Below are 16774 nucleotides of genomic sequence, written 5' to 3'. Positions count from 1 at the left end.
GCGGTGATAGAAAGGAGGCATGCCGACCGACTTCCAGCCTCTCGCGCTGCGTCCGGATGAGGTCCATGTATGGATTGTCGAGCCCGAGCGCATCGACGACCGGCGCCTCTTGGACGCCTACTGGGCGCTGCTGGACGCGAAGGAGCGCGACAAGCAGCAGCGCTTCCGCTTCGAGCGGCACCAGCGCCAGTACCTGGTGAGCCATGCGCTGGTGCGGCTGACGCTGTCGCGCTACGCGCCGGTGGCGCCGGAGGCCTGGGCCTTCGACACCAACACGTACGGCCGGCCGACGGTGCGGGGGGAGTGGGGCCCGAAGCTGCGCTTCAACCTGTCCCATACGGACGGCATGGCGCTGGTGGCGGTGGGCTGGGACGCGGAGCTGGGCGCGGACGTGGAGGACGCGCAGCGGCCCGGTGAGACGGTGGAGATCGCGGACCATTACTTCGCCGCCTCGGAAGTGGCGGCGCTGAAGGCCCTGCCGCCGGAGCGGCACCGGGAGCGCTTCTTCGAGTACTGGACGCTGAAGGAGTCCTACATCAAGGCGCGCGGCGCGGGGCTGTCCCTGCCGTTGGATCAGTTCGCCTTCCACCTGGAGCCGGGACAGGCGCCGCGCATCTCCTTCGACCCGCGGATGCAAGACGTGCCGGAGGCGTGGCAGTTCGTTCAGCTGCGCCCGTCGGAGCGGCACCAGGCGGCGGTGGCGGTGAACCGGCCCCGTGGGCAGCCGCTGACGGTGCGCTGGCAGTTCACCGTGCCGCTGGCCGGGGACACGCCGCCCCGGTTCCAGGCGGCGTAGCCCGCGGGCTCAGGGCGCGCGGCCCATCCACCGGTTCAGGTCCTCGCTGACGTGCGCGAGGAGGGCGTCCCGCTGCGACTTGATGAAGAAGTGGCCGCCGGGGAAGAGGCGGACGCGGAAGTCCTCGCTCCGCGTCTCGTCGCGCCAGCGCTCCAGGTTCGCGGTGGGCACGTGCTTGTCCTCGGGCGAGCCGACGATGGAGAGGGGGACCTCCAGCTTCGCGGGCTGGGGGCCGTCCTCCGTGAAGGCGATGCCGAAGTCGGCGCGCAGCATGGGCAGCACCAGCTCCAGCAGCTCGCGGTGCTGGAAGATCTCCTCGGGCGTGCCGTCGTAGCGCCGCAGCTGCGCGATGAACTCCGGTTCGGGCAGGTGGTGGATGGGCTCGCGGGCGTTGACGGACGGCGGCCCGGCGGCTCCCAGGAACAGGCCCACGGGGCGCGGGCCGTTGCGGGCCTGGAGGCGCCGCGCGAGCTCCAGGGAGATGCGCGCGCCCATGCTGTAGCCGAAGAAGGCGAAGGGCCGGTCCAGCAGCGGCGCGATGGCGGGCAGCAGCGCGTCCACCAGGGCAGGCAGGCTGCCAATGGGCTTCTCCGACAGGCGGCGCTCGCGCCCGGGGAGCTGGACGGGGCACAGCTCCACGCCCGCCGGCAGACCCTGGCTCCACGGGTTGTAGATGGCCACGCTGCCACCGGCGTACGGCAGGCAGAACAGCCGCAGCCGCGGGTCCGTCAACGGCTTGCGAGTGGGGAACCAGCGGTCGGGGGCGTGAGGGCTTGAGTTGGACGCGCTTTGCATGACGTGAAGGCTCTGTCGCATGGCCACGGAAAACGGGTCAAGTCCCGGAGGCCGCGTGGCGTGTTAGCGTTTCGGGGACGCTCAGGGGCGTCGTTCTGGAGTCACCATGGGGCGTTCGGCGGGCTTCATACTCTGGCTGACGGGTCTGTCAGGCGCGGGCAAGAGCACCTTGTCCCGCGCCCTGCATGCGCACCTGGCCCCGTGGATGCCCGCGGAGGTGCTGGACGGCGATGAGGTGCGCACCTGGCTGTCCCGCGGCCTGGGCTTCACCCGCGAGGACCGCGAGGAGAACGTGCGCCGCATCGGTCATGTGGCCCGGCTGCTCGCGAAGCACGGGGTGGGTGTCATCGCCGCGGCCATTTCTCCCTACGCGGGCTCGCGCGCCCAGGTGCGCCGGCTGGCTGAGGAGGCGGGCATCCCCTTCATGGAGGTCTTCGTCCAGGCCCCGCTGGACGTGCTCATCGCCCGGGACGTGAAGGGGCTCTACAAGAAGGCCCTGGCCGGCGAGCTGGCGCACTTCACCGGTGTGTCGGACCCCTATGAGGCGCCTGACGCGCCCGACGTCACCGTCCGCTCGGATGTGGACACCGTGGACGCGGGCCTGCGGCGCGTGCTGGAGGCGCTGCGAAAGCGGGGCCTGCTCGACGACGCCGCGGCGGCGTGACGCGCGTCCCCGAGGTGGCGGAGGGGCCGCGCACCCCAGGGGCGCCGTGGACTCAAGCGAGGATGCGCTCCATCTTCACGTAGGGGCGCTCGGCCTGGATGCCGTGGGCGCGGCAGTGCTCCAGGAACTTGTTCGACTCGACAATCTGCGGGGCCTTGTCGTCGTAGACGAGGATCATCACGTGGCGCAGCCACGGCTCCTGGCCCATGGCGTAGACGTAGACCTCCTTGGGCGACAGGTAGTTGGTGATTTCGATGGCGCGCGCGCTGTCCGAGCCGTTGAGCCGGCGGGCCTGGTCCATCTTCCGGGGCAGGGGATTGCACAGCAGCGGGCCGTACATCCAGCTCATCGGGCCGCCCTCGCACTCCATGCCGAGGAACAGCACGTCGATGGTGCCGACGATGTCGCGCAGGTGCTGGTACATGCGCGGCTCGATGGCGTTGGAGTCCGCGGCCATCAGCATGGACTTGCCGCCCAGGCGCACCAGGTGCGCCGTCTTGGCCTGGATGGCCAGGTCGCTGTGCTCGCCCAGGAAGGGCAGGCCGGTGATGGAGCCGCCCGGCACGGGAATCTCCTGGAGGTCGTCAATCTCCACCACGTTCTTGAAGCCGTTGTGGTGGAGCATCAGCCGCAGCGACGGGTCCGCCAGCGAGTTGCCGTTGTTGCGCGGGACGATGATGCAGCCCACCCGGTGCCGCAGCTGGATGAGCGTCTCCATCATCAGGTGGTCGGCGTGGCCGTGCGTGAGGACCACGTAGTCGATGCGCTCGGGCAGATCCGAGTGGGTGAAGCGGGGGAGGTCCGTGGGGAACTCGTAGCTGATGACGGGGTCGGTGAGGATGCTGACGTCCTTCGTCTCCAGCAGCACGCAGGCGTGACCGAAGTAGCGCACGCGCACGCCTTCACCGGTGTAGCGCTCCGTGCGGCGGGGCTCGACGTCGGTGAAGAGCGCGGCGAAGGCGTCCGCGGCGGAGGCGGGCACGCCGAGCATCTCCGCGACCTGCCCGGGTGAGCCCGGCGTGTGACGCATGCGGAAGAGGGCGTCCAGGCCTTCGTGCTTGTAGGGGACGCGCAGCCACAGGGGCGTGTCCTCCTCCAGGCGGGGCGTGCTGAAGATGTAGGGCCGCCAGTCGCCGTCCACCTGCATGAGCGTCACGCTCTGCGAGGACTCCTTGTGGAAGGGGCTGCGGTACAGGAGCGGCTCGATGTACCGCGCGCTGGCGCGGTTGCTCAAATCGTACGTCAGCTCCACGTAGCCGCGGAGGATGTCGGGCACCTTGGCGTAGAGGCCCTCCAGGGAGCCGCCGTTGTTGGGCGCCATGAGCTGCTCCAGCTCCGCCACCGCCTTGGTGTACGCGAGCATGTTGGCCTGCTCCTTCTGCGTCCGCTCCAACAGCTCCTTCACGCGCGGGGCCTTCGCCGCCGGGTGGTTGATGAACGGGCCGCCCATCAGCATGGGGTTCTTCAGGGCCGCCACGTGCACGTCCGGGTTCGCCACGAAGGACTGCATCAGCTTCTGGTGCAGGTTCGTCACGAACAACGGGGCCGTCGCCGGCGACAGCAGGTACCACCACGCGTACCACTGGTTGTACAGCGGCTCGATGGCGACGTTCGGCTTGAGGTACATGGGTCGGTCCAGCATGGCGGTCTCCTCCGAGCGAGGTCCGGAAAACGTCGGGAACGTGGCAAACTTGGAGCCCGTAGATACACGGATTCGGAGGGGGATGCACGGGGGGCGCCTTCAGCGCACGGCCACCGGGAGGGCGGCGGCGGCCCGCAGGCTGGCCACGGCCTTGTGGTAGTCGGTGAGGGCGTCCACCTCGCGCACGGCGGCCTCGGCGGCTGTCTGCTCTCGCAGGTTGACGAAGAGGAGCGTGCTCTCGCCCAGCTCGAAGCGCGTGCGCTCGGACCGCTCGATTTCGCGAGCAAGCGTCAGCTCCCGACGCGCCACGGTGACGCGCTCCCGAGCCGCCTCCAAGGCCAGGAGCGCGTCGCGGACCTCCACCCGTGCCCGGTCCTTCTGCAGGCGCAGCTGGGCCTCCAGCCGGGCCAGCCCGGCCTCCACCTTCAATGCGCGGCCGGTGGCGCCCCGGTTGAACGTGGGGATGTCCAGCAGGAGCCCCACCTCCAGCTCCGGCTTGTCTCGCTTCGGGCTGCCCGCGCCCAGGTCCTTCGCGGCCGCCACGCTCACGTCCACGGCAGGGGCGCGTTGGTTGCGGGCCAGCCGGTGCTCCACGCGCTGCTGCTGACGCGACAGCTCCAGCCGCCGCACGTCCGGCCGGCGACCCAGCACGTCCTCCATCGCCAGCGGGCCCACGGCCTCCTCCGCGGCCACGGGGACGGGGAAGGTCGGCGGCAGCCACGCGGGCTGAGGCAGCACGGGCTGGCCCTCCGCGTCGCGCAGGAAGAGGGACAGCTCCATGGCGCTCTGCTGGAGCAGCCGCCCGGCGGCCACCACCTGGCCCTCGCGCTGAACCACCGCCCGCTGGTTGTCCACCTGCTCGAAGGCGGCCAGGTCGCCGCTCCGCACCCGCTCGATGAGCTGGCCGTCCCGGGCCTGCGCCATGCGCAGCAGCTCCGCGGCGACGGCGTACCGGCGCCCGGCGGCCACCCACTCCCAGTAGCGCCACGTCGCGGCGCGAGTCGACTCCAGCCGCGCTTGCTCCACGGCGTGCGCGGCGGCGTCCGTGCCCAGCTCGGCGCGGGCCACGGCGGCCCGCCGCCGGTCGATGGGGCCGTTGCGCCACAGCGGCACGCTGACGCCCGCGCGCACCTCGCCCAGCGCGTTCGTCTGGTACTGCTCCGCGTAGGTCGGGAACTCGCCGGTGCCCAGTCGCCAGCCGGCGAAGAGGTTGGCGCCCCACAGGGGCGTGGGCTGCTCCACCACGCCCTCCACGCGGGTGTACGGGTAGCCACCCAGCGGCGTGCTCGCCGCCCGGCCCCGCAGGACCGGATCGAACCCGCCCTGGGCCGCCAGCAGCTCCGCACCTGCCGCCTCCGCGTCCCGCCGCGCGGCCTCGATGACGGGGTAGTGACGCTCCACCGACTCCAGGACCGCCTCCAGGGGCAGCGTGTCGTTCCCGTTCTCCACGCGCGCCTGTTCCGACGCCCGCCCCGGCGCGGCCAGCAGGCTCGCCAGGAGCACGGCGCGCAGACTCACCCACGTCATCCCTTGGCCTCCTTCTTCGCCTGTGCCGGCTCCGCGCTGTCCACCACCGGTGGGAAGCCGTTGAAGCGGCGCCACACCTCGAAGCCCACCGTCACCTCGTTGAGGAACACCCAGCCGTTGACGCGGACGCCCTGGCGCAGGTACGCCGCCGAGGGCCACGCGTCGCTCGCCTCGTCCGGTACCACGAGGATGCGGAACTTCCCCTTGCCGTCGTCGGTGGAGTCGATGAGCGCCACCTTGCCGCCGAAGGTGCCCACCGCCACGGACGGCCAGCCGCTGAACTGCACCGCGGGCCAGCCCTCGAACTGGAGCCGCACGCGCCGGTCGTCCGCCAGCAGCGGCACGTCGTTGCCCTCCATCCACAGCTCCACCGCGCGCGACTCGGTGTCCGGCACCAGCACCGCCAGCGGGTCTCCCGCCTTGAGCATCTCCCCGCCCAGGCCGCCCACCAGCCGCAACACGGTGGCGTCCATGGGGGCCCGTACCTCCTGGGTGCGCTGGCGCGCCAGGCGCACGTCCATGCGGGCCAGCTCCGCCTGCACGGACGCCACCTCGGACAGGGCCGACGCGCGCGAGGCGCGAGCGTCCGCCACGGAGGCGCCCACGTCGTTGCCCACCCGGCCCTGGTCGGCGCGCAGCGCGGCCTCCTCGCTGCGCGCGGCGCTCAGCGCCACCCGGGCCCGGTCCACCTCGGTGCCGGCGCGCAACGCCTCCAGCTCCGCCAGCTCCAGGGCGCGGGTGGCGGTGAGGCCGCCTTCCGCCAGCCGCTTCTGGCGCTCCAGATTGAGGCTCGAGGTGCGGTGCGCCGCCTCCGTCGCCTCCAGCGCGCGCTGCGCCGCCAGCGCGCGGTCCCTCGCCATGGCCACCCGCGCCTCCGCCGCGGACGTGGCCAAGGTGCGCGACCCGGAGAGCTGCTCCGCGCGCGACTCCAGCGCCTCCGCGCGCGCCCGCGCCGCCTCCAGCCGCTGCAGCAGCGCCTCCTGCTCCAGCTCCAGCCGCGACAGCAGCTGCGGATCGTTGTCGGACAGCTCCACCAGCAGGTCGCCCTTCTTCACGCGGCTGCCCTCGCGCACCTCCCAGCGCACCACGCGCCCCTCGATGGGGGCCTCCACGAACTGCTGCCGCTCCACCGGGGTGAAGGCCACCACGCGGCCGTGGCCCACCGCCGTCTGCTGCCAGGGCGCGAAGGCGAGCAGCACCGCGGCGCCCACCAGCGCCAGCAGCACGCGCGTGAGGACATGGGCGGCCCGGGGGGCGCGCACCAGGGTGAAGGCGGCGCGCTCGGCGCGCTCGCTCACCAGGGACTGTGTCAGGGGTGTCGTGGCCATGTTCAGCGCTCCTCCGGGCTCGAGCCCACCATCAGCTCCGCCAGCGTGTGGCGCCGGGTGATGCGCCGCACGGCCGCGTCCTCCTCGCTGGCCAGCACCACCAGCGTCCACTGCGCCTCGGGTGCCAGCAACGAGTCCATGACCTCCTGGCGTCCGCGCTCGCTCAGGCCTTCCAGCACCTCGTCCAGGACGATGAGCCGGGGGGCGCCCGCCAGCGCGCGTGCCACCATCAGCCGCCGCACCTGGCCGCTCGACAGCGGCGCCCCGCTGGGGCCCAGCGGCGTGTCCAGCCCGCGCGGCAGCGACAGCACGGCCTCCAGCAGCCCCACCGCCGCCAGCGCCCGCCGCGCCTCGCTCGGGCCCACCGTGGCGCGCCCCGCGCGCACGTTGTCCAGCACCGAGCCCTCCAGGACCTCCACGCCCCGCACCAGGGCCACCTGCGAGCGCAGCGCGGCCAGGGAGACGCGCCGCGTGTCCACGCCGCCCACCGCGAGCCGGCCCTGGGTGGGCTGGCGCAGGCCGAAGAGCAGATCCGCCAGGGTGCTCTTGCCGCCCCCGCTGGGCGCGAGGAGGGCCACCTTCTCCCCGGGCGCCAGCTCCAGGTTCAGTCCCGTCAGCGCCGCGCGCGCCTCGCCATGCGAGAAGTGCACGCCGTCGATCCGCACCGGCAGCCCGTCCCGCTCCTCCGGCAGCGGCTCTCGGTGGGGGCCGTCCTCCTCCAGCGGCAGGTCCACCAGGTGGCCCAGCTTGTCCAGGGCGGCCTGCAAGTCATAGAAGGCCTCCACGTGCTTGCCGAACTTGACGAACGAGCTCAGCACGGTGGTGACGATGAGCTCGGCCGCCACGAGCTGGCCCAGGGTGAGCTGCCGCTGGATGACGAGCCAGCCGCCCAGGCCCAGCAGCAGCGCGCTGGCCACGACCTGCAGACCCAGCGAGCCCACCACCTGCCGGAAGACGACGCTGAAGTGCCGTCGCCGCGCGCCCAGATAGCGGCGCGTCAGCACGTCCGCCTGCTCCTCCGCGAGCACCGCCCCGTCCCGCGAGCGGAAGGCGAGCGGGTGCCGCGCCAGCTCCTCCAGCCATGCGGCCACCGCGTACTTCGCCTTCGACTCCTCGATGGCCGTCGCCGTGCCCCGCTGGCCGAGCACCAGGATGATGAAGGCGGTGGCCGCGATGAGCACGACGTCGAAGGCCAGCAGCACCGGGTGGTAGAAGGCGAGCACCACCATCCCGATGAGGGCCTGGAGCACGAGGCTGACGCCCTCCAGGAGGAAGATGGACAGCGTCTTCTGGAGGGTGAGCACGTCGAAGAATCGGTTGACCAGCTCCGGGCCGTAGTTGCGGTCGAACGTCTCCTGCCGCACCCGGGGGATGCGGTGCGAGGCATCCAGCGCGACGCGCGCGAACATGCGCTGCTGGATGACCTCCACGACGTGGGTGTTGAGCGCCCGCAGCGTGGCGGCGAAGGCCAGCGCCGCCATGACGAGGATGGACAGCACCACCAGCGGCTGCAGCAGGGTGCCGAACGTCACGGTGTTCACCAGCGCCTGCACGGCCACCGGCGTGGCCAGCGACAGCAGACCCGCTGCCACCGCGTAGACGAGCACCACCTTCAGGTCGTCCCGCTCCAGCCACAGCAGCGAGCGCAGCCGCTGCATGGGCGTGGGGTGGTCGCCGTGGCCATGAGGGTCGCCGCCGCCCCCAAGCCGCTCCAGCGGCGCGGCGGGCACCGCCACCGTCCAGTCCAGCGGTTGCGCCGGAGTCTCCGCGCCCGCCGCGGCCATCAGGGCGGGCCCGCCCACCCATTCCGGGTGCGCCATGCCCCGCGCGTGGATCAGAACCTGCCCGGGCCTGCGCGCGGTGACGAGGCGCCAGCCCTGCGGCCCGAGCAGGGCCACCGGCAGGGGCACCTCACCCGCCATCACCTCGCGCACGGACGCGCGCCGCGCCACCGCGCGCAGGCCCACCGCCTCGCAGGCGGAGGCCAGACGCTCGGGCCAGGCCCGTCCGGCCGCCGCGCTCTCGCCGCGCGTCCACCGCTGCACGGCCTGCGCCTCCACGCTGACGCCCGCGGGCGCGCCCAGCGCCTCCAGGACCGGCAGCAGCGCCTCCAATGAGAAGCCGTCAGGCCCCGCCACGTTCGGCTCATGGGCATGGGGCGCCGCCGCCACCTCATTCCCTTCGCGCTCCCGCAGGGCGCCTGGCGCCTGGGGCTCCGTCACTGAGTGAGACATGAACCGTTTCTCTCCGTCGAAAGGATTCCTGCTGGGAAACCTCGAAAGGCCTGGGGCGCTCCTCCTGAACCCCCGCCGGACCCGGGGGCGGAGGAGGTGACGTCCGTCCCGGTACGGCCCGCGTTTCTGGAATATAAATTCGCGACGCTTGATGCGCGACAGGAAATATGCGAATTTTGTGTCGCTTGTCAATCGTCGTTGAATCAAGCACTGGCGGGAGCCTCATGGACGCCTCGAAAGGGACAAACCTGGAATTTCCCTCGTGGACGTTCCTCACCAACCACGCGCACGTGCTGCTGTGCATCGCGGCGGATCCGGAGGTACGCCTGCGGGACGTGGCGTCGCGTGTGGGCATCACCGAGCGCGCGGTGCAGCGCATCGTCAGTGACCTGGAGGAAGGTGGCTACCTTCAGCGTGAGCGCGAGGGGCGGCGCAACCACTACACGGTGCGCGCCGACCTGCCCTTGCGCCACCCGGTGGAGCGGCACCGCAGCGTGGCGTCGCTCATCGCGCTCGTGGAAGGGGAGGATGACCCAGCCCCAGCCCCGTCGCGCAAGGCCGTCCGCCCGAAGCGCTGACCGGTTGGACGGGGCCACCGGTTCCGCCAGTTGCCGCGGCGGGTTGCGTCTTCCGGCGAGGGGGCGCAGGCGGGCGCATCCTTGTCATCTTGCGATTCGAGCAAGGAGCGCCTCCCTGGAGCCTGCTTGGAGTGTCGTGCAGGACTCCGTGCTCGCGCGCCATACCGCCGTGTCAGGGCGGGCAGGGCTGTGTCGCTACATCGCGACGCAGCCGTAGACCTTCTCGTAGTAGGAGGTCTTCGTGCCGTTGAGGACCGTCTCCGGTGTGCTGCATCCGCAGAGCAGCTCACCGACCTTGGTGACCTTCGCGGGCTCCGCGTAGTACGTGACGACGTAGTCCCGGCCGGTGATGTCACGACAGGGGATCGCCTGGGCCTCCGTTTCGAGCCCGGCGGCAGCCTCCTCCTCGATGCCGCCACAGCCCGTCAGCAACCCTGCCGCCAGCAGACCCACCATGATGCCCTTACGCATGAATTCTCCTTTTGTAGGAAGATGATGCGCAGCCAGGATAGCCGGTTAATCTGGCAATGGCACCTGGGGGCAGGCGAGTGCATGGTTCTGGTCAGTTGCCGCCGCTGAGTGACGCCCCTGGCTTGTCATGAATGCCGATGCGCCCGAGGAGCGTGGCGCTCGCCTCGTTGAGTCCGATGAGCGTCACGCCCACGCCCCGGTCGCGGAACTTGAGCACCACCCGGTCCACCGCCGCCACGGCCGAGGCATCCCAGATGTGGGCGTGCGTGAGGTCGATCTCCACCGCCTTGACGGGCTCCCTGAAGTCGAAGGCGCTGGCGAAGCCCTCCACGGAGACGAAGAAGATTTCGCCTGAGACGCGGTAGTGCCGCTTCAGGCCGTCGGAGGTGAGCGAGCTCTCCACGCTGACGAGCTTGGCGACGGTGCGCGCGAACAGCAGCGCGCTCAGCACCACGCCCACCGCGACGCCCTTCGCCAGGTCATGCGTGAGCACGACAGTGAACACCGTCGCCACCATCACGATGGAGTCGCTCATCGGCATGCGCCGCATGGCCCCGAGCGACTTCCAGTCGAAGGTGCCGATGGAGACCATGATCATCACCGCGACGAGGACGCCCATGGGGATGCGTGCCACCCAGTTCCCCAGCACCAGGATGAGGAAGAGGAGCAGCACGCCCGCGGAGAAGGTCGAAAGCCGGCCGCGGCCACCCGAGCGCACGTTGATGACGGACTGGCCAATCATCGCGCAGCCCGCCATCGCGCCGAAGAAGCCCGCGGCGATGTTCGCGAGCCCCTGGCCGGCGGCCTCGCTGTGCTTGCAGCTGGGTGAGTCCGTCATGTCGTCCACGACGGCGGCGGTGAGCAGTGATTCGAGCAGGCCCACGAAGGTGAGGGTGAGCGCGTAGGGAAAAATGATGCGCAGGGTGTCGAGGGTGAAGGGCACCTGGGGAATGTGGAAGAAGGGCAGCGCGGTGGGCAGCGCACCCATGTCCCCCACGGTGCGCACGGAGGCGCCGCTGAGGAGCGAGATGGCGGTGATGACGACGATGGCAACCAGCGGAGACGGAACGGCCTTCGTGAGGCGTGGCAGCCCGTAGATGATGGCCAGGCCTCCCGCGACCATCGCGTACATCTGCCAGTTCGCGCCGACGAACTGAGGCAACTGGGCGAGGAAGATGAGGATGGCGAGCGCGTTGACGAAGCCGGTCATCACCGCGCGTGGGACGAACTTCATGTAGCGGCTGAGTCGCAGCAGCCGGAAGGTGAGCTGAAGCACGCCGGTGAGGATGGTGGCCGCGAAGAGGTACTCGAGGCCGTGGTTCTTGACGAGGGTGACCATCAGCAGCGCCATCGCGCCGGTGGCCGCCGAAATCATCCCGGGACGGCCTCCGAAGAAGGCCGTCATCACCGCGATGATGAAGGAGGCATAGAGGCCCACCTTCGGGTCCACGCCCGCGATGATGGAGAAGGCGATGGCCTCTGGGATGAGCGCGAGCGCCACCACCGCACCGGCCATCAGGTCGCTGCGAACATTGGAGAACCACTCCGCTTTCAAGCGAGGAAGGTCGAGGAATCGCGAGCGGCCGTTGGGGGCCGCCTGGGAAGAAACGGTGTTCATGGTCGAGCTGTTCTCGTGAGGAAGCAGTGCCCGTGGACCCATGGGGCCCCGCGCACGCGGATGAATCGAGCAGCGCCTCGACGGAGGCTGTGTGGGCGACGCCACACGCGCTCCGTCGGGACGAAGTGACAGGTCAGAGCGGAGGCGGCCGGGCAGGCTCGCGAGCGGCAGAGCGCCGCCGTGGCAGGCCGTTGCGGCTGCTCAAGGACGCGGGGTCAGGGTGGCGTCATCGGCCCGGTCTGGCCGCTTCCGCACCTCAGGTGCCGGCGGTCAGCTTCGCTCGGCTGTTCCAGGTCGGACCTGGGCGTCTGAGGAGAGGGGCGCATGGAGCAGCAGGACAGGCAGCCCCTCATTGAAGGGCTGGACGTGCCCGGCAGATCTCACATCACGCGGGAATCCGCAACCCACCGTGCCGGAGGAACTGAACGGAAGCTCGAGCGCCTGGACGCCACCGCGAGGGGACCCACAGCGGGCATTCTTCTCCCTCGCCAGGGAAACGGAGTTCTCCCAGGTGGACACGCGCCGCCCCAGGAATCCGCGTGCCAACGGATTCGCGTGGCCCCGGCGCCTGTCCGTCCCTCACTGAAGGGCTCCCTTCAGGGAGTTGTGTGCGTTTCGCTGTAAAAACAGACAAGCAGTTATTCGCACGGAGTGCCTTGAAGCGCACGGCAGGCGCGTGCGCGACATGCGCAGAAGGGAGGGGCGCGTCGGACTGCGCGAGGGCTGGCGAGCGCGTTGCACTGCGCCGTCGCCGCCGCCGGAATCAACCGGCCGCTCGATTGAGCATCGTCAATGAACGCTATCAAGACTGCCGTTGCCGCCGTCACCGCCGCCGCGTCCCTCGTCGCCTTTTCGCCCGCGGAGGCCGCCACCGCCACCGCCAACCTGAACGTCACCGCCAACGTCGGAGGCGCTTGCAGTATCGGCTCTGGCATCGGCGGCGGTACGCTGAACTTCGGCACGTACGACCCCGTCGTCACCAACTCCGCGCTCGGTATCGACCTGTTTGGTACGGGCACGCTGAGCGTGCAGTGTACCTTGCTCCGTCCCGCGATCATCACCCTGGGGCAGGGGCTGCACCCGGCCGGGGGCTCAACCGACGCGGCGCCGCTGCGCCGGATGCGCAACACGGCCTCAGCGGACTACCTCGCGTACAGCCTGTACCAGGACGTCACCCGGCTCTTCGTGTGGGGCAACACCGCCGGCACGGCCCTCGCGTTCCTCGGCACGGGCCTACCCGTCCCCGTGCTGGTGTACGGCACGGTTCCGCGCGGGCAGAACGTCCCCTCTGGCACCTATAACGACACCGTCGTTGCCACCGTTACGTTCTGATTCGGAGGGCGGTGAACAGGCGTCACCGTCTTCTGTCCTGGACTGTCGGCCTGGACGGGCGAAGTCGCGCGAGCGCGTGCCCGTCGAAATCCCCAGGAGAGACAGTGGCTTGGGCAATGACCCCGACAGGAATCGAACCTGTGGCCTGCGGTTTAGGAAACCGCAGGCTTGGTGCGGCGCGGCTTCCCCGGCCTTCCCCTGGCGTGCCAAGTCTTTGACTTCATTCACGGTGCGGCCCTCCTGGGTGGGGGTAGGTTTGCGCTGCTGTCCCCCGGCTTCCTCTGTGGTTACGCCACGCAGACGCCACGGGCTTAGGGCCGTTGCAGTGGCTTCGGCACCGGCCTGGACGTGCTCGGGAATGGTGGCGGCGTAGTGCATCCGCGTCGTCTCGATGTCGGCGTGCCCGAGGACGTCGGCCACCAGCCGGAGGTCCCTCGTCACCGAGTACGCGACTGTGCCCCACGTGGAGCGCAGGTGCTTGAAGCGCAGGTCCTGGGCGACGGCCTTCCAGCGAAGTCCGCGCTTGCACTCCGGACACTCCCTCTCCGTGGCCTCGTGTTCCAGTTGCCCCTTCCATCCGCATGCTGTCCTGAAGCAATACGAGCGCCAGCCCTTGATGAGTCCGGCCCGGACGCAGGCGCGTGCCATGACATCATGGACGCGCCAGTTAGGGCCGTAGGGCTTGCTGGTGCCTGACCGGGGGAAGAGGTAGGGGCCCGGCGTCGCGAGCTGCTCGGCGAGCGCGGGCACCAGCATCTCGGGGATGGGCACTCGACGCTCGCGGCGTTGTTGCCCCCGCCGCCCTGGCCCGGAAGCGGCGCGGGCAGCTTGCCCTCCAGCTCCGGCAGCGGCTCGAAGCCGGCAAAGGCGCGCGCCTCGTTGAACTCGAAGGCCTCGGTGATGGGCGTCGTCATCGCGCGGAACACCCGCTCGAACTCCTGCGGGCGCGGGTCCTCGTAGTCGAGGATGACGTCCGCATCGATGAGGGGCACCAGCCGGTGCTGGAGCCACGCCAGCAGGAACTCCAGGCGGGGCGCCACCGCGTACTCGGCCAGGTGGTACTTGGCCGCCTCTGAGGTGCTCCGGTTGGCGCTGGTGGTGTCGCCGAGCAGCTCGGGCGGGACGTTGTAGACGTGGCGCACGTAGGAGCGCAGGGACTTCGCCAGCTCGTCCGCCTGCAGCTCGCGGTAGTTGATGGCCACCTGGGCCAGCGTCACCCCGCCGGGGGTGAACCACACCTTGCCCGCGTTCTCCGGCCCGCGGAACTCCTCCTTGAAGCGCTTCTCCAGGTCATCAGCGGCCTCCTGCCGCTCGAAGTCCTCGTGCTTAGAGTCGAGGCCCACCACGGCGTGCGGCAGGCCCCCGCGCTCGAAGGTGCCCTTGGTGGCCTTGTCGATGGCCTCCATGGTGTCGAGCTGGTCCCCGAGGGCGGTGCCGCGCCCGACGCCGCGGCCGAGGGGATTCTCCGGGTCCAGGTGCTTGAGCCACAGCATGTGCTCGGTGGGCACGTACCCGGAGAACTGGCCGTAGGAGAGGGCGAAGTAGGGGCGGCCGGGCTGGGGCGTCATGTGGACGCAATGCGGGGGCACCGACTCCCAGCCCACCGGGCGCCCGTCCTGGCCCAGGCGCAGCCAGAGGAACGTCTCACCCACCAAGTCCAGGTGCACCTGGAGCAGCTTCCGCAGCTCGCGGCCGGGGTACTCGGGGTGGGGCGACTCCAGCAGGCGCAGCACTTCGTGCTCGGGAAGCTCCACCAGCTCACCGGCCTGGGTGGCCTCCTCCAGCGCCTTGCGCCGCTCGTGCCGCGCGGCAGACTTCCAGCGCGCGTCGTAGCGCATCATGCCCCCGAAGCCCACGCGCTTGTAGGCCTTCCAGGTGGGCGTCGCCACCGCGTCCGCCACGGTGTCCACCACCGCGCGGAGCCAGCCGTTTTCGCGGTAGGCGATGAGAACCTCCCGGCTGCCCCGGCGCGGGCCGAAGCTGAAGACGGGGATGGCGTGGACGAGGGGACCCCGGGTGGTGGGCAGTATGCCCAGGGCTTTCATCGTGCGGCGGAGGAGAGAGGCCATAGCCCCGAAAAGGGGCGGTCAGCCTTACTTGGGGCCGATTCGCTGAAGCAGTTCCACTGCTGTCGCCTGCGGTAAGGGCTCCGCCTGGTCAACGGAGTAGCCGCTGGGTTGAGAGGAGAAAATGGTGCTCGATACCTGGGCAAGAATTGCGTCCTTGACCTTGGAGTCGGCGGTTGAAGCCGCAAAGACGCCGAAGGTATCAAGCGCGATGGCGCGATGTCTGTTGATGATGTAATTGTGTCTGCTTGCCCGGTAGTTGCGGGCACATAGTGACAGCGAGTAAAATGCAATCGACAGAATTATGAACCTGGGTATGTATGCAAGTATTGTCAAGGGCAGGGAGTCGCCAACGAGATTGGTGGGGGGGTTCTGACTGGCCCACCACGCCGTCGCCGATATGATGACTGCCGCAGCGGCTATGCCACCGAACCATGCCCAGGCGGCACTGCTATGCCCTTTGGCTTCAGTTGAGAAATATTGAGACTGCTTGGAGGCTACGGTGTTTGTTGCGTAGTTCTGTATTTTATTTAGTATGTCGCCACACTGAAGTTCTGTGCTTTTTAGTCTCTCCAGGGTTGATTGTGCGGTTCCCAGTTGCTCCATGATTGCCGGTTGATTATGTAGTTCAAGTGCAATTGCGGGGGCGGAGGTGTCGTATAGGTTCCTGTGTGCGCTGCGTATTTGATTGATGAAGTTGTCGCGAAGGTCTGGTGTTTTGGATTGTCCGTTGCTGTAGTTTGCGGCGTGGTTTAGAATTTCGATTGTTTGAAATGTCAGTGATTGTATGTTTTCGAGGCGCGCCGTGGGGGTTTGACTTAGGTCGGTGATGCTTAATGCTTTGAGGAGCTTGAGCGTTGCTGCTACTGGCTCGTAAGGAATGCTTAGTTCGTGACGTGTGCTCGCAGGCCCGCATACCTGGTCGATGGTGAGGCTGTCGAGAGTGCTGCGGATTCTTGACGCGAAGGCGTCGGAGGGGGACTCGATTTGCATGGAGGTAGCGTACTTCTACTGCTCGTCATCTGCCGAATATCCAGCATGGCTCGGCGCGGCATTTGTGCGTTCATCTGCCCCTTCGTTTTTACGGCGCTTCACCACGTACTTGAAGATGGGCAAGCACATGGCGTCCACGCGGTCGTCCCGCGCGTGGCCGCCCTCCAGGTGATTGTCGCCCAGGCCCTCACCAACCAGCCTCCGGACGCCGAGCACCTGCCGGCACTGGTGGACCGGGTGGCCGCTCACCTCGAAGAGGTGCCAGGCAAGCTGAGCGCGGACGCGGGCTACTTCTCGGCGAAGAACGTTCACTGGCTGGAGTCGGTGGGCGTCGAGCCCTACCTCGCCACCGGCCGCCAGAAGCATGGAGAAGCGCCACCGAAAGTCCGAGGCCGTCCGCCCGCGGGACTCACCCCGAAGGAGCGGATGGCCCGGAAGCTGGCGACGAAGCGAGGCAAGGAGGTGTACCGGATGCGCAAGGCGATTGTGGAACCCGTCTTCGGTCAAATCAAAGAGGCACGCGGCATCCGAGCGTTGCTGCGCCGAGGCCTGAAAGCCGCCCGGGAGGAGTGGGCCCTCATCTGCGCCACCCACAACCTCCTCAAGCTCTTCCGCGCGACGGCAGCGTAGCGGCCCGCCGCACCCAGCGGCGGACCAGTGTCTCTCGCTCGGACCCGCGCCCAACCCCATTACTGTTACACGCTCCTAGCAGAAGGCATCGCTAAAGGCG

General features: G+C 69.4%; 14 protein-coding genes. 5 read left to right on the top strand and 9 right to left on the bottom strand.

The window, feature by feature from the left end; all coding sequences use genetic code 11:
• Nucleotides 1-19: 19 nt before the first annotated feature.
• Nucleotides 20-796: a 4'-phosphopantetheinyl transferase family protein gene (locus G4D87_RS07735; protein WP_163780464.1), complete on the top strand. Its 777-nt coding sequence runs from the start codon at nt 20-22 to the stop codon at nt 794-796.
• 9 nt (nt 797-805) lie between these two features.
• Here the strand turns inward: G4D87_RS07735 and G4D87_RS07730 are convergent, their stop codons facing one another.
• On the bottom strand, nt 806-1591 hold the full coding sequence (locus tag G4D87_RS07730; protein WP_240358088.1) for a thioesterase II family protein: 786 nt from the start codon (nt 1589-1591) through the stop codon (nt 806-808).
• A gap of 106 nt (nt 1592-1697) precedes the next feature.
• On the opposite strand from G4D87_RS07730, the gene cysC reads away from it, so the two are divergent.
• Nucleotides 1698-2255 carry an adenylyl-sulfate kinase gene (gene cysC, locus G4D87_RS07725; RefSeq protein WP_163780460.1) on the top strand — a complete coding sequence of 186 codons (558 nt, stop codon included), beginning with the start codon at nt 1698-1700 and terminating at the stop codon, nt 2253-2255.
• 52 nt (nt 2256-2307) lie between these two features.
• Here cysC and G4D87_RS07720 read toward each other — a convergent pair whose 3' ends face one another.
• From G4D87_RS07720 to G4D87_RS07705, 4 genes are all read right to left on the bottom strand, one after another.
• Nucleotides 2308-3897: an MBL fold metallo-hydrolase gene (locus G4D87_RS07720; protein WP_163780459.1), complete on the bottom strand. Its 1590-nt coding sequence runs from the start codon at nt 3895-3897 to the stop codon at nt 2308-2310.
• A gap of 99 nt (nt 3898-3996) precedes the next feature.
• Complete coding sequence (locus tag G4D87_RS07715; RefSeq protein WP_163780457.1) at nt 3997-5424, bottom strand: TolC family protein; 1428 nt, start codon at nt 5422-5424, stop codon at nt 3997-3999.
• Nucleotides 5421-6752, bottom strand: a complete 1332-nt coding sequence (locus tag G4D87_RS07710) for an HlyD family secretion protein (RefSeq protein ID WP_163780455.1) — start codon at nt 6750-6752, stop codon at nt 5421-5423. The genes G4D87_RS07715 and G4D87_RS07710 overlap by 4 nt, the downstream gene beginning before the upstream one ends.
• Nucleotides 6753-6754: 2 nt before the next feature.
• The gene (locus G4D87_RS07705; RefSeq protein ID WP_163780453.1) at nt 6755-8986 is read right to left on the bottom strand and encodes a peptidase domain-containing ABC transporter; all 2232 of its coding nucleotides are present in this window, start codon (nt 8984-8986) and stop codon (nt 6755-6757) included.
• A gap of 224 nt (nt 8987-9210) precedes the next feature.
• Here G4D87_RS07705 and G4D87_RS07700 point away from each other — a divergent pair, with 224 nt between their 5' ends.
• On the top strand, nt 9211-9564 hold the full coding sequence (locus G4D87_RS07700) for a helix-turn-helix transcriptional regulator (protein ID WP_163780451.1): 354 nt from the start codon (nt 9211-9213) through the stop codon (nt 9562-9564).
• 195 nt (nt 9565-9759) lie between these two features.
• On the opposite strand, the gene G4D87_RS07695 is transcribed toward G4D87_RS07700, so the two are convergent.
• Nucleotides 9760-10035 carry a hypothetical protein gene (locus G4D87_RS07695; protein ID WP_163780448.1) on the bottom strand — a complete coding sequence of 92 codons (276 nt, stop codon included), beginning with the start codon at nt 10033-10035 and terminating at the stop codon, nt 9760-9762.
• A gap of 91 nt (nt 10036-10126) precedes the next feature.
• Nucleotides 10127-11653 (bottom strand): SulP family inorganic anion transporter, encoded by a 1527-nt coding sequence (locus tag G4D87_RS07690; RefSeq protein ID WP_163780447.1) that lies wholly within the window; start codon nt 11651-11653, stop codon nt 10127-10129.
• A 792-nt stretch (nt 11654-12445) separates the two neighbouring features.
• On the opposite strand from G4D87_RS07690, the gene pru reads away from it, so the two are divergent.
• A complete protein-coding gene (gene pru / locus G4D87_RS07685; RefSeq protein WP_163780445.1) occupies nt 12446-12985 on the top strand; it encodes a fruiting body development fimbrial-like coat protein PRU in 540 nt (179 codons plus the stop codon).
• A gap of 437 nt (nt 12986-13422) precedes the next feature.
• Here the strand turns inward: pru and G4D87_RS40110 are convergent, their stop codons facing one another.
• Both G4D87_RS40110 and G4D87_RS07675 read right to left on the bottom strand, forming a co-directional pair.
• Complete coding sequence (locus G4D87_RS40110; RefSeq protein ID WP_338044914.1) at nt 13423-15030, bottom strand: phage portal protein; 1608 nt, start codon at nt 15028-15030, stop codon at nt 13423-13425.
• Between the two features lie 48 nt (nt 15031-15078).
• Nucleotides 15079-16044, bottom strand: a complete 966-nt coding sequence (locus G4D87_RS07675) for a hypothetical protein (protein WP_163780443.1) — start codon at nt 16042-16044, stop codon at nt 15079-15081.
• A gap of 153 nt (nt 16045-16197) precedes the next feature.
• Here G4D87_RS07675 and G4D87_RS07670 point away from each other — a divergent pair, with 153 nt between their 5' ends.
• Nucleotides 16198-16674 (top strand): transposase, encoded by a 477-nt coding sequence (locus G4D87_RS07670; RefSeq protein ID WP_163780441.1) that lies wholly within the window; start codon nt 16198-16200, stop codon nt 16672-16674.
• Nucleotides 16675-16774: the final 100 nt, after the last annotated feature.

This window comes from Myxococcus vastator (assembly GCF_010894475.1).
In the GTDB taxonomy this organism is placed as follows: Bacteria; Myxococcota; Myxococcia; order Myxococcales; family Myxococcaceae; genus Myxococcus; species Myxococcus vastator.
The sequence above is the reverse complement of the archived record's forward strand: the minus strand, read 5'-3'. Positions and strand labels throughout refer to the sequence as shown.